Source organism: Micromonospora sp. DSM 45708 (genome assembly GCF_039566955.1).
Classification (GTDB): domain Bacteria; phylum Actinomycetota; class Actinomycetes; order Mycobacteriales; family Micromonosporaceae; genus Micromonospora.
In genome coordinates this window covers 1,930,906-1,953,979 of the sequence record NZ_CP154796.1, presented here as the reverse complement: position 1 = coordinate 1,953,979, position 23,074 = coordinate 1,930,906, and the positions used below count along the sequence as shown (strand labels likewise).

At 70.0% G+C, this 23,074-nt stretch carries 22 protein-coding genes; 18 read left to right on the top strand and 4 right to left on the bottom strand.

Annotated features, from left to right (window positions below):
• The first annotated feature begins 24 nt into the window (after positions 1–24).
• Positions 25–1,011: a LacI family DNA-binding transcriptional regulator gene (locus VKK44_RS08935; RefSeq protein WP_343446377.1), complete on the top strand. Its 987-nt coding sequence runs from the start codon at positions 25–27 to the stop codon at positions 1,009–1,011.
• A 94-nt stretch (positions 1,012–1,105) separates the two neighbouring features.
• Here VKK44_RS08935 and VKK44_RS08930 read toward each other — a convergent pair whose 3' ends face one another.
• Positions 1,106–1,342, bottom strand: a complete 237-nt coding sequence (locus VKK44_RS08930; protein WP_343446376.1) for a chymotrypsin family serine protease — start codon at positions 1,340–1,342, stop codon at positions 1,106–1,108.
• A 312-nt stretch (positions 1,343–1,654) separates the two neighbouring features.
• Between VKK44_RS08930 and VKK44_RS08925 the strand changes: the two genes are divergently transcribed.
• Both VKK44_RS08925 and VKK44_RS08920 read left to right on the top strand, forming a co-directional pair.
• The gene (locus tag VKK44_RS08925) at positions 1,655–2,632 is read left to right on the top strand and encodes an N-acetylmuramoyl-L-alanine amidase (RefSeq protein WP_343446375.1); all 978 of its coding nucleotides are present in this window, start codon (positions 1,655–1,657) and stop codon (positions 2,630–2,632) included.
• A gap of 204 nt (positions 2,633–2,836) precedes the next feature.
• Positions 2,837–3,850, top strand: a complete 1,014-nt coding sequence (locus VKK44_RS08920) for an ArsR/SmtB family transcription factor (RefSeq protein WP_343446374.1) — start codon at positions 2,837–2,839, stop codon at positions 3,848–3,850.
• A 235-nt stretch (positions 3,851–4,085) separates the two neighbouring features.
• Here the strand turns inward: VKK44_RS08920 and VKK44_RS08915 are convergent, their stop codons facing one another.
• Positions 4,086–4,559: a DUF2690 domain-containing protein gene (locus VKK44_RS08915; RefSeq protein WP_343446373.1), complete on the bottom strand. Its 474-nt coding sequence runs from the start codon at positions 4,557–4,559 to the stop codon at positions 4,086–4,088.
• A gap of 226 nt (positions 4,560–4,785) precedes the next feature.
• On the opposite strand from VKK44_RS08915, the gene VKK44_RS08910 reads away from it, so the two are divergent.
• A complete protein-coding gene (locus VKK44_RS08910) occupies positions 4,786–9,711 on the top strand; it encodes a golvesin C-terminal-like domain-containing protein (protein ID WP_343446372.1) in 4,926 nt (1,641 codons plus the stop codon).
• 321 nt (positions 9,712–10,032) lie between these two features.
• Here the strand turns inward: VKK44_RS08910 and VKK44_RS08905 are convergent, their stop codons facing one another.
• Entirely contained in the window at positions 10,033–11,910 is a 1,878-nt protein-coding gene (locus VKK44_RS08905; protein WP_343446371.1) for a copper resistance CopC family protein, read from the bottom strand.
• Positions 11,911–12,290: 380 nt separating this feature from the next.
• Here VKK44_RS08905 and VKK44_RS08900 point away from each other — a divergent pair, with 380 nt between their 5' ends.
• Positions 12,291–12,974, top strand: coding sequence for an HAD family hydrolase (locus tag VKK44_RS08900; protein WP_343446370.1), 684 nt, complete (start codon positions 12,291–12,293; stop codon positions 12,972–12,974).
• A 77-nt stretch (positions 12,975–13,051) separates the two neighbouring features.
• Here VKK44_RS08900 and VKK44_RS08895 read toward each other — a convergent pair whose 3' ends face one another.
• On the bottom strand, positions 13,052–13,204 hold the full coding sequence (locus VKK44_RS08895; protein ID WP_343446369.1) for a Trm112 family protein: 153 nt from the start codon (positions 13,202–13,204) through the stop codon (positions 13,052–13,054).
• 374 nt (positions 13,205–13,578) lie between these two features.
• Here VKK44_RS08895 and VKK44_RS08890 point away from each other — a divergent pair, with 374 nt between their 5' ends.
• From VKK44_RS08890 to VKK44_RS08830, 13 genes are all read left to right on the top strand, one after another.
• Positions 13,579–14,472 carry an LLM class flavin-dependent oxidoreductase gene (locus tag VKK44_RS08890; protein WP_343446367.1) on the top strand — a complete coding sequence of 298 codons (894 nt, stop codon included), beginning with the start codon at positions 13,579–13,581 and terminating at the stop codon, positions 14,470–14,472.
• Positions 14,473–14,541: 69 nt separating this feature from the next.
• Complete coding sequence (locus VKK44_RS08885) at positions 14,542–14,847, top strand: cupin domain-containing protein (RefSeq protein ID WP_343446366.1); 306 nt, start codon at positions 14,542–14,544, stop codon at positions 14,845–14,847.
• Between the two features lie 4 nt (positions 14,848–14,851).
• Positions 14,852–15,358 carry a thiamine pyrophosphate-binding protein gene (locus VKK44_RS08880; protein WP_343446365.1) on the top strand — a complete coding sequence of 169 codons (507 nt, stop codon included), beginning with the start codon at positions 14,852–14,854 and terminating at the stop codon, positions 15,356–15,358.
• Positions 15,358–15,942 carry a thiamine pyrophosphate-dependent enzyme gene (locus tag VKK44_RS08875; RefSeq protein ID WP_343446364.1) on the top strand — a complete coding sequence of 195 codons (585 nt, stop codon included), beginning with the start codon at positions 15,358–15,360 and terminating at the stop codon, positions 15,940–15,942. Before VKK44_RS08880 ends, VKK44_RS08875 begins: the two co-directional genes overlap by 1 nt.
• Positions 15,939–16,988 carry a type I phosphoribosyltransferase gene (locus VKK44_RS08870; RefSeq protein WP_343446363.1) on the top strand — a complete coding sequence of 350 codons (1,050 nt, stop codon included), beginning with the start codon at positions 15,939–15,941 and terminating at the stop codon, positions 16,986–16,988. Before VKK44_RS08875 ends, VKK44_RS08870 begins: the two co-directional genes overlap by 4 nt.
• The gene (locus VKK44_RS08865; RefSeq protein ID WP_343446362.1) at positions 16,972–17,370 is read left to right on the top strand and encodes an NUDIX hydrolase; all 399 of its coding nucleotides are present in this window, start codon (positions 16,972–16,974) and stop codon (positions 17,368–17,370) included. The genes VKK44_RS08870 and VKK44_RS08865 overlap by 17 nt, the downstream gene beginning before the upstream one ends.
• Before the next feature lie 54 nt (positions 17,371–17,424).
• Positions 17,425–17,976 (top strand): GTP cyclohydrolase I, encoded by a 552-nt coding sequence (gene folE / locus VKK44_RS08860; RefSeq protein WP_343446361.1) that lies wholly within the window; start codon positions 17,425–17,427, stop codon positions 17,974–17,976.
• A gap of 93 nt (positions 17,977–18,069) precedes the next feature.
• A complete protein-coding gene (locus VKK44_RS08855; RefSeq protein ID WP_343446360.1) occupies positions 18,070–19,920 on the top strand; it encodes an adenosylcobalamin-dependent ribonucleoside-diphosphate reductase in 1,851 nt (616 codons plus the stop codon).
• Complete coding sequence (locus tag VKK44_RS08850; protein ID WP_343446359.1) at positions 19,917–20,672, top strand: class I SAM-dependent methyltransferase; 756 nt, start codon at positions 19,917–19,919, stop codon at positions 20,670–20,672. The genes VKK44_RS08855 and VKK44_RS08850 overlap by 4 nt, the downstream gene beginning before the upstream one ends.
• A complete protein-coding gene (locus VKK44_RS08845) occupies positions 20,669–21,256 on the top strand; it encodes a Maf family protein (RefSeq protein WP_343446357.1) in 588 nt (195 codons plus the stop codon). The genes VKK44_RS08850 and VKK44_RS08845 overlap by 4 nt, the downstream gene beginning before the upstream one ends.
• Before the next feature lie 95 nt (positions 21,257–21,351).
• Positions 21,352–22,266 carry a carbohydrate kinase family protein gene (locus tag VKK44_RS08840; protein ID WP_343446356.1) on the top strand — a complete coding sequence of 305 codons (915 nt, stop codon included), beginning with the start codon at positions 21,352–21,354 and terminating at the stop codon, positions 22,264–22,266.
• A 21-nt stretch (positions 22,267–22,287) separates the two neighbouring features.
• Positions 22,288–22,836 carry an AMP-binding protein gene (locus VKK44_RS30970; protein WP_458351627.1) on the top strand — a complete coding sequence of 183 codons (549 nt, stop codon included), beginning with the start codon at positions 22,288–22,290 and terminating at the stop codon, positions 22,834–22,836.
• Positions 22,833–23,054, top strand: coding sequence for a hypothetical protein (locus VKK44_RS08830; protein ID WP_343446354.1), 222 nt, complete (start codon positions 22,833–22,835; stop codon positions 23,052–23,054). Before VKK44_RS30970 ends, VKK44_RS08830 begins: the two co-directional genes overlap by 4 nt.
• The last annotated feature ends 20 nt before the right edge of the window (positions 23,055–23,074 follow it).

The window sequence follows — 23,074 nt, the reverse complement described above, 5'->3', positions numbered from 1 at the left end:
GCGGCGGTACGCCGGGAGGGCCGCGTGACCATCAACGACATCGCTGCCCTCACCGGCGTCGCCGCCTCCACCGTGTCCCGGGCGCTGAGCCGGCCCGACCGGGTCAACCGGGTCACCCGGGAACGCATCCAGGCCGCCGCCCGCGAGCTGAACTACGTACCCAACACCCAGGCGCGGGCGCTGTCGTCGGGGCGTACCGAAACGGTCGCCCTGCTCGTCTCGGACGCGACGAATCCGTTCTACTTCGGACTGATCCGCGGCGCGCAGCAACAACTGCGCGCCGCCGGCCACGCCCTGCTGCTGATCGACACCGAGGACTCGGCCGAGCTGGAGAACCATCTGCTGCACAAGGTGCGCCGGTCGGTCGACGGGGTGATCCTCGCCGCCTCCCGGCTGCCCGAGCAGACCCTCTCCGTCATCGCCGCCGAGCTGCCGGTCGTCACCGTCAACCGCAACGTCCCCCGGGTGCGCAGCGTCGTCATCGACAGCCCGGACGGGGTGATGCAGGCCGTCGAGCACCTGGTCTCGCTGGGCCACCTGGCGATCGCGTACGTCGCCGGACCGCCGTCCTCCTGGGCCAACGAGGCCCGGTGGCGGGCGATGCGGACCGCGATGGCCCGACACGGCCTCACGGCGGCCCGCGTCGGACCGTTCGGCGTGTCCCGCAGCTCCGGGTCGGTCGCCGCGGACGCGCTGCTGAACACCGGCGCCACCGCCGGCGTCACCTTCAACGACCTGCTGGCGATCGGCATCCTGCGGCGGCTGGCCGAACGCGGCGTCGACGTGCCCGGCGAGATCAGCGTGGTGGGCTGCGACGACATCTTCGGCGCCGACTTCTGCAGCCCTCCGCTGACCACCCTCACCGCGCCGATCGAACAGGCCGGCCGGGTGGCGGTGTCGATGCTGCTGGACCACCTTGAGCACCTGGGGGAAACGGCGTCCCGTCAGACCGTGCTGCTGCCCACGCACCTGACCATCCGGCAGTCCAGCGGGCCGGCCCCGCGCCGGTGACCACTCGCCGGGCCGCCTCTCCCGGACGACCGGCCCTCGTGCTGGACGGCCCCGCCGCCGTCGGCGCAGAGCGGGCCCGCCCACCGGAGCTACGTCAGGTCGAGTGGTCAGGACGTGATGAGTGCGAGGCCGTACGCGGCCAACGCCCTGTTACCGGTTGGAGATACGTCGACCCGCCGATGGTGCAGTTGTTGGAGCTGACCACGGCGATGCCCTGGGTCTGGTCGCCGGCGAGGACCGGCGCGCCGATCTCGCCGGGATTCGAGCAGGCGGAGGTCTTGGTGAGGCCGTAGAGGATGTAGGTGAGCAGCCCGACGACGCCGTCCGCCACGCAGCCTGCGCGTACCCCAGGCACCAATTCGGGCGGCGCTGGCCCGATCCTTGAAGGCTGCGCTGAAAAGAATTGCCGCGGCGCGTCGACGGAATTCACGATGCCTGTCGTACGCACGTGCACTGCGGGCGAAGGGAAGGAATCGTGCATACCGATCGTCCTGACGTCGAGACGCCAGCAGTCGGTGGCCTCGACCGGCGAACCCTCCTCGGCGCGCTCGGCGCCGGTGTCGGGGCGGCAACCGTCCTGGCCACGCCACGATCCGCACGGGCTGGCACCCCGACGCCCGACCGCCCCCCGGCTCCACGGACGTTGGCGACAGGGCCGCTGCGCAGCGGGACCGTACGGCCCGGATTCGACGCCCAGGTCGTCGCCCTGCGGTCGCCGGCCGGCGCGGCCCCGGCACGGTGGCGCTCCGCCGACCGGTCGGGGGCGTGGAGCCGGTGGGCCCTGGCACCCGGCGGCTGCCCGGCCGGCGCGGGCGACGCCGCGCCCGCGACCGGGCAACTGGCGTTCGTCACCGTACCCAACGCTCCGGCCGTCGACCTCGACCTGCCGACCGGCAGCCGGGCGGTCGTCCTCAACGGCACCGACGGTCCGGCACTGCGGTCCGCGTCCGCCGAGGTGTCCGAGCGCACCCGGCTGGCGGGGCTGCCCTTCCTGAGCCGTGCCGCCTGGGGCGCCGACGAGTCCCTGCGGTTCGACGCCGCCGGCGTGGAGAAGTACCCACCCACGTTCTGGCCGGTGCAGACGTTCACCGTTCACCACACCGCCACCGGCAACGACGATCCCGATCCGGCCGCCCGGATGCGCGCCATCTACCGCTACCAGGCGGTCGACCTCGGCTACGGCGACTTCGGCTACCACTTCCTCATCGACGAGGCAGGCCGGGTCTACGAGGGCCGGCGTTCCGGCGGGGACGTGCTGCCCGGTTTCGACCCGGCCGGTTGGATGGTGAACGGCTCGCACGTGGGCGGTTACAACGCGGGGAACGTGGGTGTCGTCCTGCTCGGGACCTTCGTGGCGCGCGAACCGACGGCGGCGGCGCGGCGCAGCCTCACCCTGCTGCTCGCCGCCCTGACCGGTTGGTGCCACGTCGACCCGCTGGCCAGCGTGACCTACGTCAATCCGATAAGCGGCCTCCGCCGCGGCGTGCCCGCGATCGCGGGGCATCAGGACTGGGGGCCGACGGAGTGCCCGGGTGGGGTGCTCAGCGGGATACTGGGCGACCTGCGCCAGGAGATCGCGGCCGTGCTGGCCGACCCGCGTCGCTCCGCGTTCGTCGGCTGACGCCGGTGGCGGTGACCGCCGTGCGGCAACGCCGACGAACCGGAGACGCGCCCGAGGTAACGTTTCGTGGCACGGGACCGACACAATCGCCTCGAAGGTAACGAAGCTCGTGTCGCACCCTGCGCACGAGGGTGGTGCGCTCCGATATGCCAAGGCTAGACTGCCGCGAGCTCACGGCATTCACATGCGTCATCGGGAGCCTCGTTGCGCATCTACTTCACGGCGGAGGATCTCGGGCGGGTCCGCGTGGCCGCGGCACCCGATCCGATGTGGGAGACGGTCTTCAGCGTGTTCCGCCTCGACCGCCCGGGGCCGGCGGCGGTCTTCGGGCGCTGGCGCCGGCGGGCCGTGCCCGCCATGCGACCCGCCGATCTGGAAATGCTCCGGCCCCTGGTGAACGGTGCCTACTATCCGGATTTCCTCACCCCGGCCGAGGGCGGGCTCGGTCTGCCGCACGCGATCGAGGCCCTGCTGCGCACCCCGACGGCCCGGCTCCGCGCCGAAATGGAGCAGCTCGCCCGCCTCGGTGGGCCACTGCCGTCCTGGATGCGGGGCCTCGCCGACGGCGACGGCGAGGTGCTCGGCCGCCTGGCCGGGGCGATGCGGTCACAGTTCGCGGTCGCGGTCGCCCCGTTCTGGGCGGAGGCACGGGCGCACGTGGACGCCGACCGGGCGCGGCGGGCGCGGGTGCTGCTGGAGCACGGTGGTGAGGGGTTGCTGAAGAGCTTCCGGCCGATGATGCGCTGGGAGCCGCCGGCGCTCGTGGTCGATGTGCCGTCCACCCAGTCGATCCACCTCGACGGCCGCGGGCTGCTGCTGGTGCCGTCCTACCTGTCCTGGAAGACTCCCGACACGCTGCGGGACCCGAACCTCACGCCGGTGCTGGTGTATCCGGTCGAACACGACCTGACCCGGCACCTGGACGCGGCGCGGCCCTCCGGGCCGAGCGCCCTCGCCGCCCTCATCGGGCCGACCCGCGCGGACGTGCTGGAGGCCATCGGCGATGGTCAGACCACCTCGGAGCTGGCCGGACGCGTCGGAGTGAGCGCGGCGTCGATCAGCCAGCACACCGCCGTGCTGCGCGACGCCCGGCTGATCAAAACCACCCGCATCGGTAAGGCGGTGCTGCACACGATCACCCCACTCGGCGCGGCGATGCTCGACGACACCCCGCGTCGACGCGCGCCGATCGACGTCGCCGCGGGTCCCGCGGCGTAGGCTCCGCCCCCGCCGGTCACCGGGGCGCGACCTCCGTCGCCGGGCGGTGCCGGTCCGCGCATGCTGCCCCCCGCAACTGTGCGGCCGGGATGGCTGGCGGCTACGCCACCTGGCACGGCCGGCGGACGCTCGCCATGTTCGTCGGTCTGACCGGGGTCGCCCACGCCACCGTGGCAACCGACGCGGCCCGCACCCGGTGGTCGGTGTGCGGGCCGCCGCTGTTGTCCGGTGGATCTCAGTACCGGCTGGTGCAGTACTCCTCGTACTCGTTGTTGTCGCCCCAGGCGGTGCAGGCTCTGGCCAGCAGGCCGGCGTCGTCGAGCATCACGGTCCAGTGCACGGCGGTGGAGGGCGCACCGGGATTGCGGCCCGCGTCGGCGTGTGTGCGGTACTGCCCGTTGGCGTAGAAGCCGTCGACCCGGACGTCGTAGTTCGCTTTGCCGCGGGCCCACGCCGTGCGGCAGCGCGGGCTGTAGCGCAACTCCGCGATCAGTGGCCCGCCGCCCGGCAGGTACGCCTCCCGGGCCGTCAGTGCGTCGTCGGTGCACCGGTACCTGATCCCGTTGTTGCCGGTGAAGTACTCCTCGGGCGAGTGCCCCTCGTAGAACGTGATGGCCTGGGCCGGTGCGGTGGTGGTCGCCACCAGCCCGGTGGTCGCGGTGATGGCAGCGGCCACGAGGCCGATCCAGCGGCGGGTCGTGTCGTGCATGAACTGACTCCCTTTCGTAGTACGTGGAATGCCATTCGCAGGTGCGCAAACGTTCCAGGTGGGGAAAAGAAAAGTGCCTTCACCGGTCGGCACGTGGCGATCCTCGGTACTGGCATATGGCAGCGGCAAGAGGTTTCAGCCAAGGCTTAAACGAGCGGTGAGGGCAGCCGGGGTCATTGCGTCCCGACTAGCTGCGAGTTACGGCAGTGGATTTTCCACGCCACAAGTGACGCACCCGAGACTCGCCGGGCACACCTTTCGCGCTCGGGTTAAAGGTGTGGTCCGCCGTCGGCGTGCGGCCAGAACATGGCCCTCCATTGTTTTCACTGCGCACTGCGCTCGTAATGGAGGGAGACCCGTGAAGACAGGAACGTTATTGACGGCCGGCAAGGCGGTGGTGGCCGCCGTGGCCGCCGTTGCGCTGCTTTCCGGCCCGGCACTGTCGGCAGTGGCCCGGGCCGAACCGGCGGCGGCCCCGCCATCCGCGCCGGCGGCAGCGGCGGCCCCGGCGGCGGCCGGGCAGGCCGATCGCGTCGCGCCCGGCGACCGGGACCGGGTTCTGCCGAAGGGGTGGCGCGGCTCCGCGGACCGGATCTGGACGACCTCCGGCGACGCCAACGGCTTCCACATTCTCACCGCCACGGCGGCCACCGGCTACACCTGGGAGACCGCGGCCAGCCTCGCCGAGCCGGGCTTCGACGTCGACCTGTGGATCGGCAACGCCTGCGTGACCGGCTCGGGTCGCCGGCTGGTCGTGGTGTACGCACCCCGCACCTTCACCAACAAGGCGGAGCTGTTCGACCGCGGCGGGTTCACCGCGGTCGTCGACCTGAAGACGCGCCAGGTCACCAAGCTGCCGGTGCAGTCGTCGCTCGCCTACTTCAACCCCGGTTGTGGCGCGGGCGAGCAGGCGGTGCTCTCCCAGCTCGGCGGCGAGAACCGCGAGGACCCGAAGTCCACCGCGCCGCGGAGCCGGCTGTTCACCGTGGACGCGGCGGCGCGCACGCTGTCCAAGCCGATCCTGCTGAACACCGAGTTGAGCTCCCCCGTCCCGGTCAAGGACGGCATCGTCGCGGCGGCTGCCGGCGGGCTGGTCTCGGTGGCGAGGACCGGCAGGGTGACCCGGTCCGTCGCGGCGACCGGGGTGCCGTTCCGGCTGGCGCCCGACGCCGCCGGCGGCGTCATCTTCATGGACTCCGACGGCCAGCAGACCCGGGTGAAGCGGGCCGTCGGCCGGTCCGTGCGGGAGCTCGCGCGCGGCCGCGCGGCCGATGTCGGCCTGGCCCGCGGCGACGGCGGCCGGACCTTCATCACCGGCCGGCCGGCGCACGTGTCCGCGCTGCCCGCCGCCGTGCGCCGGATCGCCGTCCCCCGCGACAGTGAGCTGTCCACCCGCGGCGACCTGGCGCTCACCCAGGTCAAGGCGGCCGGCGCGGGCGACCCGCGAACCCAGGGCGGCGACCCGAGCGTGGCCCGCAACGTCGCCGTCACAGCGACGGTGACCAGGACCGGCACGTCGCTCACCTTCGAGGTGAGCCCCGAGGTGGTCGGACCCGAGGCGATCGCCGGCCGAGCCACCCATCCGACGCTCGGCGCCGCGGCCACGGCCACCGCGCCCCGCTCCCGGATCGCGGCCGACGCCTCGACCGAACCGGTCGAGGCGGACCGCTACTGCTCGGTGCCGCGCAACGACCTGGCGAACCAGACCGTGCAGCCGAAGCCGCGCAATGTGGAGTGGGCGGTCGACCAGGCGGTCTTCGGCCGGCTCAATGACGCGGCCTCACGCCCGGCAAACTGGAAGGGCTACGGCATGCCGGCGTACGAGCCGCAGACGCTGTTCCCGGCGCCACCGCTGGCGAACGGTGGCCGGGTGCCGGCGCAGATCATGCTGGGCATCATCACGCAGGAATCCAACATGTGGCAGGCGTCGAAGTTCGCGCTGCCCGGTGTGCCGGCGAACCCGTTGATGGGCAACTACTACGGGCGCGACATCTACAACGCCACCTCGCTGGACGACTGGGACATCGACTGGACGAAGGCCGACTGCGGCTACGGGCTCACCCAGGCGACCGACGGCATGCGCCTGGCGGGCCACGAGAAGACCGACGCCAACGGCAACAAGGTCGAGGTCTCGCTGCCGTTCCAGACCCAGCGGGCGGTCGCGCTCGACTTCGCTGCGAACATCGCGTACGGGTTGAAGATCTTGCAGGAGAAGTGGAACCAGACGTACGCGGCGGGGCTGCGGGTGCACAACGCCGATCCGTCCGCGCTCGAGAACTGGTTCTACGCGGTGTGGGCGTACAACTCGGGCTTCTACCCGAAGAAGAACGAAACCGACCCGTGGGGCGTCGGGTGGCTCAACAATCCGATCAACCCCAGGTACGACCCGCTCCGGCACCCGTTCATGACCACGTACGACGACGCTCGCACGCCGCAGAACTGGCCGTACCCGGAGAAGGTGCTCGGCTGGGCCGGCAATCCGATCTCCGCGACCGAGTCGCCGGGCGTCGAGCGGCCCGGCTTCAACTACGCCTGGTGGAACCTGAGCGAGGACAAGCCCAAGGTCAAGCCCCCGCTGAAGACCTTCTGCGACACCACCAACCAATGCGATCCGTACGCCTCCGTGCAGCCGAACGATCCGGACGTCAGCAGCGAGAAGCCCGGTCCGTGTCTGCACAAGAACACCGCTGGCCTGTACGACCTAAGGTGCTGGGCCCACTCCGCGGTCGGGTGGAAGGCGCCGCCGGGAGTCGTCTGCGACACCTGCGGCCACGAGCAGATCCGGTTCGACCCGGGCTACCCGTGGTGCACGACGGCCGGCCAGACGGCCTGCGAGAGCGACGGCATCAGCTACCCGCCGCACTGCCAGGACAGCGGCGGCGACCTCGCCGCCGGCGCCAAGGTGGTCGACAACGTTCCGCTCGGCTCGCCCTCGCCGCGGTCGTGCGGCAGACAGCTGCAGAACCAGGGTACGTTCCAGCTCTCCTTCACGGGGGTGGCCAACGGCACCTACCCGTCGAAGATCGATTTCCACCAGGTCGGCGGCGGTTACGGCGGCCACTACTGGCGGGCCAGCACCCGGACCCAGGCGGCCCAGGGCGGAAACCTCAAGGTCACCGGCACCTGGCGGCTGAACGAGACCGGCACCGGCTGGCGGCGGGTCCAGGTGTTCGTGCCCGAGTTCGGCGCCTGGACGCAACAGGCGAAGTACACAATCGATCTGGGCAACGGCGAAACCCGGTACCGGGTGATCAACCAGACCTGGCAGCAGAACAAGTGGGTCGACCTGGGCACCTTCAACTTCCGGGGCCAGCCCTCGGTCTCGCTGACCACGGTGGCCAAGGACGGCACCGGCGACGACAGCATCATCTTCGACGCGGTGGCGTTCAGCTGGCCCAGCCCGTCGCCGCCCGGCGTGCCCGAGGAGGTCGGCGGCATGCCCCGGTACGTCGCGCTGGGCGACTCCTACTCGTCGGGCGAGGGCGTGGCGCCGTACGACCGCAACAGCGACCTCAAGCGGACCAACGGCACGAAGGGCTCCAGCGTCGACGCCTGCCACCGGTCGACGGCCGGCGCGTACCCCCGTCTGGTGCATGATCCCGGCCGCGACTCCGTCCGGGACTTCCCGAACGACCACTACACAATCGAACAGATGTCGACGAAGTACAGCTGGGGCAGCTTCGGCTTCCTCGCCTGTTCGGGCGCGACCACCACGGCCGTCACCCGCGACGCGGTCAACGTTCCGCCGGCCGCCTCCGACACGGCGGGACACACCGACTGGGGACAGGCGGTCGACCGCTGGGGCGAGCTGACCCAGGTGGAGCAGGGCTGGCTGGACCCGGAGACCACGCACGTGTCGATCTCGATCGGCGGCAACGACGCCCGGTTCTCCGACGTGCTCACCGGGTGCATCGCCACGCTGAACGACTGCTCGGGGCCGAACTACCGGCTGACCCGGTCGAACGGCGTCGTCGACCCCGAACCCCTGCGCGACTACCAAACGAAGGTCATTCGGGACTGGCTGCCGGCAAAGCTGAAGGCCACCTACCGGGCGATCCACACCGCCGCCCCGAACGCCCAGATCTTCGTCGTGGGCTACCCACAGATGTTCGCCAACGAGGAAGGCAACAACGCCTGCTACAACATCGGCTCGCAGGCCCGGCTGTTCCTCAACGCGATGGCCGGTCGCATCTCCATCGCCATCGCGCGGGTCGTCGGCGACCTGCGCGCCGAGGGGGTGGACATCCGCTACGTCCACACCACGGCGGCGATCAGCGTCGGCAACAGCGGGCAGAAGAAGTGGGCGTGCGGTGGCGACGACGGCTACCGGTGGCTGAACGCGGTCACCTCGACGTCCACCGACGGCAGCGGGGAGAAGACGCCGGGCACCGGCACCTTCCACCCGACCGCCCGCGGCCAGCAGGGCTTCGCCGACCTGCTCACCGCGGCGTTCGCGGACGCCCGGCGCCCGCGGGCGGAGGACGTGGCGGCGATCAAGAAACGCATCCTCGACTATTCGGCGAAGCGCGCGCCGACCGACACCAAGGGCAGGTGGATCGTCACCGACCACCAGGCGGAACTCGCCGCCGAACGCTGCCTCGACCTGACCCGGCGCGGCGGGATCGTCGGCAACCCCTGCCTGTCCAAACCGATCTTGTTTCCCACCGCCTTCGACGCCCGCGGAGCCGCCCGCAACGACGACGCCGCGATCGACGCCAACCCGCCCTGGGTGCAGCTACGCTACGTCAACGGCACGACGGAGAAGTTCAAGGTGCTCTCCCGTAGCTGGTTCATGAACGCACCGTACGGCCAGACCTCCTGCCCGACGACGCGGCCCGAAGACCAGTGCGACGAATATCCGTTCTACACCTCCGAGGAGGGCGGCGCCTGGGACTTCTTCACCGGTGGGGAGAATTCTCCGCTGAGCACCCGGCTGCTGATGATCCCCGCGACCGAGAACAGGGCGGAGGGCAGCATGGTCGGCGCGATGTACGCCCACCAGGACTGCCGGATGCAGACCGGCACCTACGAAAACATCATCGGCAGCCCCGGCTATCAGAACCAGTTGCTGACCAGCGGCACGGAGTATCTGACCGTACCGCTGACCGACGAAGCGGCGTCCGTGGGCCAGAAGACCATGTACGTCTGTTGAACCGGGGCCCCGGCCGCCGTCAGGTGGCCGGGGCCCCCCGACCGGCTTGTCCGCCGCGGGCCTGCGCGACCGGGTGCTGCTCCTTGATCAGGAGTTGCACCGTCCGTCCTACAGTCCCGCGCCGGGCAATTATCCCGGTGACGTCGCCACACAGCGCACCAGGCTGGATCGGCAATGCCGGGATTCGACAAGCGCGTCGAGCCTGGTCCCACCGGTGTGCGCGACCATCGCTGTCGAACCGGGTCGTCGAGGATCGCCGCGATCTGGGGCCAGCTCGACGGTCTTGCTGTCGTTGACCGCCGGCGCGCCGGACATGAGGCTTCAGTCCACGTCGATCGTGTACCCGGCGGTGTGGACCGTGCCGTCGACCTGGAAGTCGAGGAACGCGGCGTAGCGGCCCGCGCCGGGCGCGGTGAGCCAGAACGAGATCGCGCCGTTGACCAGTTCCGGTTCGGGATGGACGTGCACGTAGCCGAGGTCGCCCTCCCGGATGACGACCAGGTGCCCGTACGCGCCGAGGTAGCGCTGCACCGCCACCGGACCGGTACTGGCGGCGCGGCCGACGACGAACGCCATCGGCACGGTGGTGCCGACCTTTGGGGTGCCGGCCAAGGTCACCGTGAACGGGCCGGCCGTCGCCTGCGGTCGCGGTGGCGGCGGGGTGGCCGGGGCGTACGTGCCCGGGACGTGGTGGTCGACGCCGAGCACCAGCGGTGTCGCGGCGCCGCCCGGGCCGAGGAGGGAGAAGTCCGCGTAGACGCGGTAGGTGCCGGCGCGGGGAAGCGTCAGCGGCACGCTCCAGGTGCCGTCGGGCGCCATGCTGGGATGCAGGTGCTGGTAGCCGGTGAGGTCGCGGCCCACCACCACGAGGTGCAGGGGCTTGTCGTGGACGACGGCGAAGCGTGTCACCGGCCGCCCGTCGGTGCCCACGACGCGGAAGCGGTAGTCCTCGGTCCGGCCGGCGGACTGGGAGCGCCGCTCGGGCCGCAGGGTGTACCCGCCCGCGCTGACCGTGGTGCCGGTCGCCTGCGTGCGGTCCGTGCCGCCGTCGCCCGGGTGGGTGTGCGCTCCCGCGCCGGCCGCGTGTCGATGCCCGTCCCCGGCCGCCTCGGCCGTGCCGGTCACGGCGGGTGCGGTGACGGCGGCCGGCCGTGCGGTGCCGGCGGTCTCCACGCCGGTGTCGATGCGTCCCAGCCCGAACCCGGCCAGCAGGCTCACCACCAGCGCGCCGACGAGCAGCGCGAACCGCGTGCTGCTCGCCCCGAGGTCGGGCAGCACAGCAGCGGGGTGCTGCGGTGAGCCGTCCACGGGCACCGCGACGGGCGGCAGGTTCCGGCCCTTCGGCGAGGACCGGACCCGCCGGTCGGTGCGACCGCGAGCGGGCGTACGCGCACCGCCGGCGGGGCTGCCGCCGGGCCGCCGTTGCCTTGTCCCTACCCGCTGACGCGCAGGCGTTCCACCCGGCCGGTTCAGCAGGCGTCGCCACAGCACCAGACCGACGATGACCGCGACCACCGCCACCCCGGCGCCCAGCCAGCCGATCGGGACGGCAGCACCCTCGTCGGTCGAAGTGGCGGTAGCGGCGGGCGACGGCGGGGCGGCGACCGGGGCGGGTGCCGAGGAGGTCGCCGCCCCCGATCCGTGCCCGGAGCTCTCGTGCTGCGCCACCGCCGCCAGCAGTGCCGGGTCGGGTTGGTCGGTCGGCGGACGCCAGCCGCTGGGGGCCGCCGTCACCGGGCCCGTGTACCGGAAGGTCAGCGTGCCGCGCACCGGTTCGCCGTCGGAGGCGACCGACAGGTACGTGGCGGTGTACTCCCCCACCGCCGGCAGGTGCGCGACCGTCACCACGGCCGGGAACCCGGTGGCGTACTCGCGTGGCTGGAACAACCCGTTGACGAGCACGTACTCGGTGACCGGTTTGGGCAGCGGTTGGGGCTCGCCGTGACTCCAGCCGCCATCGACCCGTCCACCGCCGGGAACGGTGATGGTGAAGTGGGCGTTGGAGGCGACCTTCTCGGTGAAGTAGAGCCGCACCTCTGTCAACGGCTTCGACGCCGTGGCGCCCGCCGCAGGGACGGACATCGCCAGCGTCCCGTGCGCCGCCGCCGGCCGCGCCGGCACGAGGAGCAGGACCGCCACGAACAGCAGAGCCAAGAGGCCGGCGAGCAGCCGGACAAGTGAAGCGATGAGACGACGCATCCGACCATCGTCGCGACGACCAGCACTTCCGTCGATACATCGTTACCTTTTTGTTCTCATGGCAAAAGTTCCGGCCGGTCCGGGCGAATCACGTGATCTTCAATCCCGGATCGACGCATGCCTCCGGACCGCCCTGGAGGGCCGCGCTCGGATCAGGGCGAAGGAGGGCGGGTCGGCCACGAGGTGAGATGCGCCGCACCAGGTCATCGAGAGACTCGCCGGTCTGGCACGTACCTCATCGACGTGACGCTCCTCCGGCACAGCGGCATCGCGTCTGCGGGTAGCTGCCGCCGGAGCCCCCGTCCTGACGCGGCAGACGGACCGTGAAACTCCGCTTCTCGATCAGTGTGGGCAACCGCCGGGGCCGTTAGGCTGGGCTCGTGATTCGCGCTGTGATTGTGGACGTCGACGACACCCTGTGCCTCACTCAGGCCGCCTCGTTCGCATTGGAGAATGAAGTCCTGGCGGAGATGGGCCGGCCCCCCATGCAACGGGAGGTGCATCTGTCCACCTGGGGCGAGCCGCTCCTGGACGCCATGCCCCGACGCTCACCCGGTTTGGACCTGGCCCAGTTCTCGGCGCTCTATCAGAGCGCGCTGGAGGGGTACCTCGCCGACGGTCGTCTGGATCTGATTCCCCCGGAGAACCTGCGTGCGTTGGACGAATTCGTGATGGCCGGCCGGTCGGTCTTCCTGTTGACGTCGCGGACCGAGGACGAGGTTCGGCACATGCTGGAGCCGGATCATGTCCTGGCCGAGCGGGTCAGTGGCATCTACCACGCCGGCAACACGCGTTTTCGCAAGCCGGATCCGCGCGCCTTCGACGAACTGCTGGCAGCGACCGTCATTCCACCGGACCAGTGCGTTTACGTCGGGGATTCACCGGGTGACGCACTAGCCGCCGGCGGCGCCGGCATGCACTTCGTCGGCTGCCTGCAGAGCGGGGTACGGAGACCGGCGGACTTCGATTCCCGCTACGTCGATGCCTTCATTGACGCTTTTCCCGACATCGTCGACGCGGTCAAGCAGCTCGACCAGCATCCACTGCCGACGTCTGCTGGCTAGCGCGCCGTCGCGCGCCCGGCCCTCCGCCAACGGGCGGTCAGGCGACCGATGTCGCCCGGATCGCCAGCGGGGTCGGATCACTCCAGGAGCAGCGCCGGGATGCCATCACGGACCGGGAAGCCCAGCCCACAGCGGTCGCAGCGCAGTTCCTCGCTCTCCGCTGAGTAGCTGAGGTCACCGCGGTCCGCCGGACAGCACAGGATTTCGAGAAGCTCCTGATCGACGTTCACGATTCCTCCCAGGGTCGCGTACACGTCGCGATGGCATGCCGGACGGGACGACACGCTTCCGGACAGGGGCCCGCCATTGCTCGGCAGTCGTCAGCCCCGTCGGGGGCCAAGGGTAGCGCGAGCTGAATGAATTGCCTAGTCGTCGCGCTCCCCCGGAACTGCCGATCTCCAATGGCCGGACGAAGCGATTTCCGCCTTTGCGATAAACCAAAGTTTCAAGTGTGGGAATCCCATCTTGCGCCCTCGGTATTGGCATTGGCGTTGACCGGCATCGATACCGGAGCTAGGGTTGGCCGCATTGCGACTTCCACAACGGGTTCGCCTCAAGGCGCACGCTTCGCATCCAGGATGCACGACGATGATCGGGGAACCGTATGCCGGAAAGCCGATTGAACCGTCCGCTGAAGTACGCGGTTTCTGTTCCTCCGCACGGTGACTACGGTGATCCGCGATTCCTGGCAACACTCGCCAAAGAAGCCGAGGACGCCGGCTGGGACGGCTTTTTCCTGTGGGACCATCTCGCTTTCATGCGCGGTTTCGACGGCCCTATCGTGGATCCCTGGATCAGCCTCGCCGCGATTGCCGCGTCGACCACCCGCATACGGCTCGGGCCCATGGTGACACCTCTGGCGCGACGACGGCCGTGGAAGGTCGCCCGGGAGACCGTCACCCTCGACCACCTGTCGCAGGGACGACTCATCCTCGGTGTCGGGCTCGGTTATCCGGCCGATTCGGAGTTCGAGGACTTTGGCGAGGACGGGGACGAACGCGTTCGCGCCGAGAAACTCGACGAGGCTTTGGACGTCATCGAGGGGTTGTGGTCGGGGAAACCGTTCAGCTACGCGGGTCGCCACTTCCAGGTCCGGGACTGCACCTTCCTGCCCCGGCCCGTGCAGGAGCCCCGCATCCCCATCTGGGTGGGCGGCTACTGGCCGAACCGCCCGCCGTTCCGTCGGGCCGCCCGGTGGGACGGCGTGCTGCCCGGCCGGCTCTCTCTCGAACGCCGGCGCGCCTGGACCCCCACCATGATCCCCGTCGACCAGTACCGAGAAATGGCCTCCTTCGTCTCCGATCGGCGAACGAGCGACGCGCATTTCGACTTCGCCATCGGCGGGTACAGCGACGGCGACGGTGGGCCCGCCGACCGCGACCGGGTGAAGACGTACGCAGACGCCGGCCTGACCTGGTGGGTCGAGAACCTGCACGGTTTCCGTGGCGACCTGTCGCAGATGCGCGGCCGGATCGCCCTTGGGCCTCCCCGGCTCTGACCGGGTCCGGAGCTCAGGCCGCTTCTCGTTGATCTCCACCAGCCGTCGACGCTTCCACGGAGGACACGCATGCAGTCGGACATCGTTCAGGTGGGCACCAAACTGGTGTACCAGGACGACCGGGTCCGGATCTGGACGCTGGATCTCGCCCCCGGGCAGGAAACCGACATCCATCAGCACCCCTGCGACTACGTGTACGTCGTGCTGAGCCCCGGCCAGACGGAGACGGTGTGCACCGACGGCACGGTCCTGCCGGGCGACGACAAGGTCGGCGACGCCGTCTACCACGAGGCCGGGCTACCTCACCTGCTCCGCAACGTGGGTGCCACACCGTATGCGAACGTCATCGTCGAGCTCGTCTCCACCGGGCGGTGATGGCATGGCTGCGTCGAGCGTTTACCAGACGTTGGTCGACAGTGGGGTCGACCTGATCACTGCCGTCCCCGACTCGTTGCTGGCTCCCCTGCACCGGTACGCCGCCGAGCGCGACGACATCACGTACATCCAGGTTTGCGACGAGGCGACCGCGGTGGGCATCGCCGCCGGCGCCCGCCTCGCCGGCAGTCGAAGTCTGGTGCTGATGGAGAACTCCGGGTTGCGGCGGGCCTGCGAGACCCTGGCCCGATTCGCTCTCAGCCACCGTCTGCACACGGTGCTGCTGCTGGCCCGACGCGGCGCTTTCGGGGAGGCCAACTGGTGGGGCCTCCCGCACGAGGAGACCATGCACCCACATCTGCGGATGCTATCAGCAGCAACAGCGGAGGTCGGCTCGGTTCACGCGTTGCCCGATCTGCTCAGGCAGGCATACGACACACTCGACACCGGCCAACGCACCGTCGCGCTGATCGCCAACCCGTCGTTCGTCGAAGAACTGCGGAGCCGGTAGTGCGGACGTCCGAATTCATCGCCGCCCTGCTCGACCGGCTGCCGCCGGACAGCCTGCTCGTCTCCGCACTCGGCCGCACCAGCGAGGAGTTGTACCGGCTCGCGGCACATCGCACGCTGGTCACGGACACCATGGGCGATGTCGCCGCGCTCTCGACCGGTCTGGCGATCGGCGCTCGGCCGCTGCCCGTTGCGGGAGTCGACACCGACGGCAGCTTCCTGATGAACCTCTCGGTGCTGACCGCGCTGGGTGCGCGACTACCCGGCCTCGACAACCACACGCTGGTGATTGTCGACAACGCGCGCTACGAGTCGGCCGGTGGTATGCCGAGCCGCCTCGTCCAGCTCGACTGGCACAAGCTCTTCGGCGCGGTGGGTCTCACGGTGGCGAGCGTCCACGCGCCGAGCGACCTACCCGAGCGGCTACCGACACCCGGCGTTGTCGTCGTGGGTCACGTCACCAATGACGACCCGGCCCCGTCCGCGACCAAGCCGGTCGACGGCGTGGAGTCCGCGTACCTGATCGAGAAGTACATCGCTCACCGGCGCGGGGTGGCCTACCGGCGGCCGGCGGTCAAGACATGAGACTCATCGCCACCGGCGACGCCACGGCTCTTTACGAGCACCCGCACCCAGGCCCTGCCCGCGTACTGCTCTGCTCGACCGCGCCGTCCCGACGCCTGCTGACGGACCCGGTGGTCACCGGCAGCGCGTACCGGCACCTGGTGCGTAGCGCGGTGGCGGAGGCCCTCATGATTCTCCGCACCGACACGGCCGGCGGCGAGGTGTTGTCCACCGACCGGATGTCGGTGGTCACCATTCTCCGCGGCGGCCTCAGCTTCGGCGTCGAGGAGGCGGTCAGCACCGCGTGCGGCGCCGAGGCCGACGTCAGCTTCGTCGGTACCGAACGGTCCACGACCGCGCCGCTCAAGGTCGTGTACGAGCGCTGGGAACTCGGCGCCGACCCGGTCCTCGCCGGTGACATCATGGCCAGCGGCGGAACCATGACCGCGGTGCTGTCGCGCCTCCTGGCGGCCACGACCGCTCGACGGCGTCGCCCCGGGGCGATCGTGCTGGTGTTGATCGGCTCGGCCGCGGGCGTCGACGCGGTCCAGCGCTGTGTCGCCGCCGTGGATCCATCCGAGAGGCCGCAGGTCACCCTCGTCCTCTTGGAGGCCCTGTTCGCGTTGCCGACACCCGACACAGTGCCCTTTCCGCGGTTCTCCTTCGACCTGCTCCGGTCGGCGGCCGGCTCGACGCCGGAGTACGAGGCAGCCCGCCTGGCCTCGGTCGGAAGCCTCTTCGAACGATGCGTCATCTACGACGGCGGCGTACGGGCCTTCACTCCGTCCGCCCATGTCAACGATCGCTCCTCCTGGTGGTCGACCGTTGTGGACCGAGGCGTACCGCTGGCGGCCCTCGGTAAGCACGCCGCAGGACTGTCCTCCTACGCGCTTCCACCACCCCGATGGCGTCGACACCTACCCTGGGCGTCGCAATCCGGCGTTGACCTGGACCTCATCCACGACCTTGGCAGCCGCGCACTGCGCTATGCCGAGAGCACAGCCACCGCCGACTACGTGCACGAACGGCTCACCAAAGGACTCCACGACAATGACGCACGAGATTGACAAGATCGCCTGGATCCACCTCGCCGACGGACGGGTGCTCTCCACCAGGTCACACGGCCGCGAACGCTACTACCTCCCCGGCGGCAAGCGGGAGGCCGGCGAAAGCGATCTCGACACGCTGGTACGCGAAGCAAAGGAGGAACTCACGATCGACATCGACCCCCTCACCGCCACCTTCCTCGGCGAGTTCCGCGCTCAGGCCGACGCGCACCCGGAAGGAGTCGTGGTGCGCATGCGCTGCTACGAGTCCGCCTACCAGGGCCGCATCGAGGCGTCGGCGGAGATCGCCGAGGTGGCGTGGCTGACCTACGCGGACCGGCACCTGACCTCACCTGTCGATCAGATCATCTTCGACCACCTGCGCGAACAGGGACGCCTTTAGACCACAACCGCCGCGCACCGTCGGGGCGCAGACCCCCACCTCCAAGGAGGAGACGTGACCATCGCCGAATGGCTCGAGCAGAACATCACCACGGACAAGCGGGCGCTCGACTGGTACACCGGGCCCGAGTGCGAGCCGCGCATCGTCCGTGCCTACAAGGAACTGCTCGGCGGCTACGACATCGACACCTCGAAGGTCCTCAAGACGACCTGTCTGGTCGAGGACGAGCACACCGGCGTCGTCGACATCCACGACATCAACTACTTCTCGATCTGCGCGCACCACTTCCTGCCCTTCTTCGGCAAGGTGGACATCACCTACGTTCCCGGCCAACGGATCCTCGGTCTGGGCAAATTCCCCCGGCTGGTGCAGGCGTTCAGCAAGCGGTTCCAGATCCAGGAGTACCTGGTCAAGGACATCGCCATGGAGATCATGAACAGCGGTGGCGCGCGGGCTGTTCGGGTCTCCTCGACGGGTCGGCACATGTGCATGTGCAGTCGCGGCCCATCGGACCAGACGGCGATCACCGACACCTCGTTCGTCGCCGGCGACACCGCCCTGCTGACCGAGTTCGGTGCGCCGCGGTCGGTCGTCCGGCGCGGTTGATCAGCTCCGCTCCCCCTGTCACCGGCTCCGTCACCCATGCGCGTCCCGCAGTCACGGTCGCCATGTGCCGCCGCTCCCGGGAAGGCCAGATTCATGCCCGTCGAGACGTCCAAGCTCTTCGAATCAGTCCTGCACGACCTTCTCTCCACCCGGACCCCACAGGCCGCGTTCGCGCAGAACGCCCAGCTGCTGTTGCAGGAGCGGTACCTGGCGCGGGATGCCGTCGGCCAGGTAGTGGAAACCCCGGAAGCGATGCTGCAGCGGGTGGCCCGGGCTCTCGCCCGGGCCGAACAGCCGGACGCCGCCGGGCCGTGGGCGACAGCGTTCTACGAGGTGATGGCCCGCCTGGAGTTCCACCCGGGCAGTCGCACCCTCGCCAACGCCGGCACGCACCGGCCCCAGATGGCCAACTGTTTCGTCTTCCCCATCGAAGACTCTCAGGAAAGCGTGTTGCGGACCTTTTCCGAGTCGTCGATCGTCAAGAGTTATGGCGGCGGGTGCGGCTTCAACTACTCGAATGTCCGACCCCGCGGCGACGACGTTCGCGGCAGTTCCGGGCTCGCCGTCGGCCCGGTGGCACTGCTCAAGCTCTTCGACGACGCGACAAAACTGTTCCGGCAGCGCGGCCGGTACGAAAGCGGCAACATGGCCATCCTCGACGTCGACCACCCTGATGTGCTGGAGTTCGTTGCGGCCAAGCGGCAGGACGGCTGGCTGAGCATGACGAACATTTCACTCGGAGTGAGCGACGCCTTCATGCGGGCGGTCGAGGCGGACACCGACTGGACGTTGGTCAACCGCCGCATCGACGCAGCGGTCCGGACCCTGCCCGCGCGGGAGCTCTTCGCCGCGGCCTGCGACCTGGCCTGCGACACGGGTGACCCCGGGCTGATCTTCCTGGACGCGATGAACCGGAACAACCCGATGCGCCACTCCATGGGCGACATTGCCGCCACCAACCCCTGTGGTGAGATCGGGCTCTATCCCTACGAGGCCTGCAACCTCGGTTATGTGAACCTTCCCCGACTGCTCCTTCCGGCGGACCGCCGAGACGCCGTCCACCTGTTCGACCTCGACCGGCTACGTACGATCATGGCAGCCGGCGTGCGGATGATCGACAACGCCATCTCCGAGTCATGGTTCCCGGTGGCGGAAATCCGGGAGGCGGTGCGCGGCAACCGACGTATCGGCATCGGGGTCACCGGCTGGGCAGAGAGCCTGGCGCTGGCCGGCATCCCGTACGACTCGGACGAAGCACTCGCGGCCGCGACAATGCTGGCCCGGTCCATGCGCGAGTTCGCCTATGACGCCTCGGTCGCGCTGGCGAGAGAGCGGGGCCCCTTCCCCAACGTCCACCGTTCGGTATGGAAGGACGCCGACGAGCCGCCACGCAATGTGGCCCTACTCGCCATGCCGCCGAGCGGCAACAACGCTGTCATCTTCGACACGAGTTTCAGCATTGAGCCGTTCTTCGCGATGTCCTACACCCAGCGGGTGTTCGGCGGCCGGGAGATTCGCTCCGTCAACCGGCTACTGCTGCGGGAACTCGCCGAGCACGGCGTGCAGGAGGCGGACCTCCTCCAGGAAATCGCCGGCAACGGTGGCGGCGTGCAGGGACTGTCTCTGGTACCGGAGCGGATCCAGCGCGTCTACAAGACCGCACACGACATCAGCCCCGAATGGCACGTCCGCATGCAGGCAGCCTTTCAGGAACACGTGGACAACGCCGTCACCAAGACGGTCAACCTCCCGCGTACCGCAACACCTGGGCAGGTGGCCGAGCTGTACCAGCAGGCGTGGCGGTTGGGTTGCAAGGGAATCACCGTGTACCGGGACACGTCCCGGGCCGACCAAGCGATCGAGGCGACCCGGCCGGCGGAGACCGCCGCGACCCCGCAAGTGAGCTGCGACCCGACGGACGGCACATGCGCTGTCTGTGAGTGACCACGGCGATTCTGCGCGGCGCGGTCCCGCCTGACCTTCACGAATGGAGTTTCCAATTGAGCCGCGATCTCTGGGAACGCGAGTATGTCAGCCATTCCATCTCGTCGTCGACTAACAACAGGCCGTCGCATGGTGCCGACTTCCTCCGCCGGCAACTGCCGAGGATCACGCGAGTAGCCGGTCCTCCGCGCCTGCTCGACCTGGGTTGCGGCGGCGGCCGGAACGCCACCGTACTCGCCGAGACCGGGCTTGCCTTCTTCGGTATGGATTTCGCCCACCGGCCGTTGCGGGCGGCCCGTTCCCGTCCGGGTGTGGGGCCCTCGCGGCTGGTGCAGGCGTCGATGAAGGCGCTGCTGCCATTCCGGGACGGCACGTTCAGCCTCGTGACTGCCTTCACCAGCCTCGAGAATGTGATCGAGGACGAGCGACTCGAAGGGCTCGCGCGGGAGGTGCGTCGTGTCCTGTGTCCTCGCGGTTTGTTCTTCGCGTACTTCCTCACCCCTGAGGATGGCTACTACCTGCCGCTGATCAACCGGGACGGCGCGGGGCGGAACCTTACCTACGATCCGGTCACCGACTTGCGCCAACGGGTGTACCAGGTCGAGGAGCTCGCGACGCTGATCGAGCCGTCCTTCTTGCTGCTGGAGTCCGAGACGTTCTCCTTCCCGGACGTCCGCTCGGGAGCCGTGCACCAGCGACGGTTGGCCGGCGCGATCTGGCAGCGCCGAACCGGGGCCGGAGAGCCGGTATGACGAAAATTGTGCTCGGTTCCGGTTCTCCGTCGCGGCTCGACCTGCTGCGCCGCGCAGGCCTTGATCCGGTCGTCCAAACCAGCGGTGTGGACGAGACACCCCGACCGGGCGAGACACCCCGGCAGCTGACCGAGCGGCTGGCCCACGCGAAGGCCACAGCAGTCGCTGCCACCGTTGACGACGCGCTCGTCATCGGTTGTGACTCGGTGCTGGAGTTCGACGGCGTGACGTACGGCAAGCCACACGAGCCGGACGTGGCGCTCGACATGTGGCGGCGTATCTCGGGCCAGGCGGCCGTCTTTCACACGGGGCACTGCGTTGTCGACACCCGCACGGGGCACACCGCCGCCGAGGTGTGCTCCACTGACGTCCGCTTCGGGGAGGTCACTGACGACGAGATGGCTGCCTACGTCGCCACCTCGGAGCCGCTGCGAGTGGCTGGCGCCTTCAAGATCAATGGACGGGGCGGGTGGTTCGTGGACCACGTCGCGGGCCATCCGTCGAACTTGGAAGGATTGTCACTGCCCGTCCTGCGACGCCTCCTGCGCCAACTGGACGTCCACACCGTCCAGCTTTGGATGTGAGCATGCGAACCGGACGCGGCATCCCGAGCGCCCCCACGCCCCCGTCTGCCACCGGCCGCCCGTCGAGACCACCGCGGGTTGTCGTCGTCGGCGACGTGACCACCGATGTCGTCGCCCTGTTGGAGGCTCCGCTGGCTTTCGGCTCGGACACACCAGGCACGGTGCGGACGCTGCCCGGCGGGCAGGGCGCCAACACCGCCGCCTGGATGGCCTGGCTCGGCCGCCGGGTCACCCTCGTCGGCGTCGTCGGCACCGACGAGGCAGGTCAGGCGCGGGTACGTGAGCTCACCGCGGCGGGGGTGCGGTGCGCCGTGCGCCGCTGCCCCGGCGCCCCCACCGGAATGGTGCTGGTGCTGTCCCACACCCACGACCGGACGATGGTGTCCCAGCGTGGTGCCAACCTTCACCTGGATGGCCACGACATCACCGAGGCCCTCACCGCGGCCACCGACGCGCGCCACCTTCACCTGTCCGCATACCCGCTCCTTGACGCGCCGTCGCGGACGGGCGGGCTGAGGGCGCTCGCCGAGGCCCGCCGACGGGGTATGACGATCAGCGTGGACGCCGCCTCCGCTGAACCACTGCGCCAGGCCGGGCCGGACCGCTTCCTCAAATGGGTGGCCGACGTCGACATTCTGCTCGCCAACGCCGACGAGGCGACGGTCCTCACCGGCAAGGCGGATCCCCGCGAGGCAGCGCGGCACCTGGCCCGTTTCGTCCGCAATCCGGTGGTGAAGCTGGGCAGGGACGGCGCGCTCTGGTGCGAGGGCGGCAACGTGGTGCACAGCGTCGAAGCCCCGACGGCCGCGGTTGCGGACAGCACCGGAGCCGGCGACGCCTTCGCGGCCGGCCTCGTCGCCGCGTGGGTCGATGGATCGGCGCCGGCGGCGGCCCTGCGCCGAGGCTGTGAACTTGGCTCCCTGTGCGTCACCCTGGTGGGCGGCCGGCCGGGCCCCGCCCCTCGGCGAGCCGGAAGTGCGCCAGAGACGCTTGCCCAGCAGCAGGGTTGAGGCAGAACGGGGAGAGTCAGCGTGCCGGCGAGGCCTGCTCCAGCGGGCACCGCTCCGCGGTTCGTCGCCCGCGTGGGCCGAACTGCCCGATCCGGGGCCGGGGCACGGCTGTCGCCCGCTTCCGGTCGTGGGCCGAGGAGCAACCCGGCGCGCCCGCGGTCTGCTTTGCCGACGACATCCCCAGCTACCGGAACTGGACGAGCGGCCACCGAACCCGCCGTTCGCCTGCGCCGCCGTGCGGGCGGCGCTGAGTCGCCGGTCACCGTCCTGGTGGAACGCGGGCCGGCGCTGACCGTGGCGATCCCCGCGGTCCTGAAGGCCGGCGGGTGCTACGTCCCGGTCCCGCCCGGCTTTTCGTCTGCCACGCTCGCCGGGCTGGTGACTCGGCTCCAACCGCCGGTGATCCTGGTGGATGAGCCGGCGCGCGGCACCATCCTCCCGCACGGCGCCCACCTCGTCACCGGCGGCACCGTGAACGACGATCCCGTGCCCGGCACGGCCGCCGTAGCGCCCGCCCCGCCACGGCTGTTTCGAGCGGTTGGCCTGTGTGCTCTTCACGAGCCGGGGTGATCGGCAATCCGAACGGTGTCGCGGTCACAGACGGCGACATCGTCGCGCTTGCCGCGGACTCGTCGTGGCGGCCGGCAGCGCTGCGCCGGGTGCTGGTGCTCACCACCATCATCTCTGCCACCCACGGATCCTCGACCCACCAGGCGACCTGCCGGGTCAATTCCGAGCAGGTTGGTGGTCCCCACCCGAGTCAAGATTCGGTGGCTCAGCAAAGCTAAGCCCATGAGCTCGGGAGGGC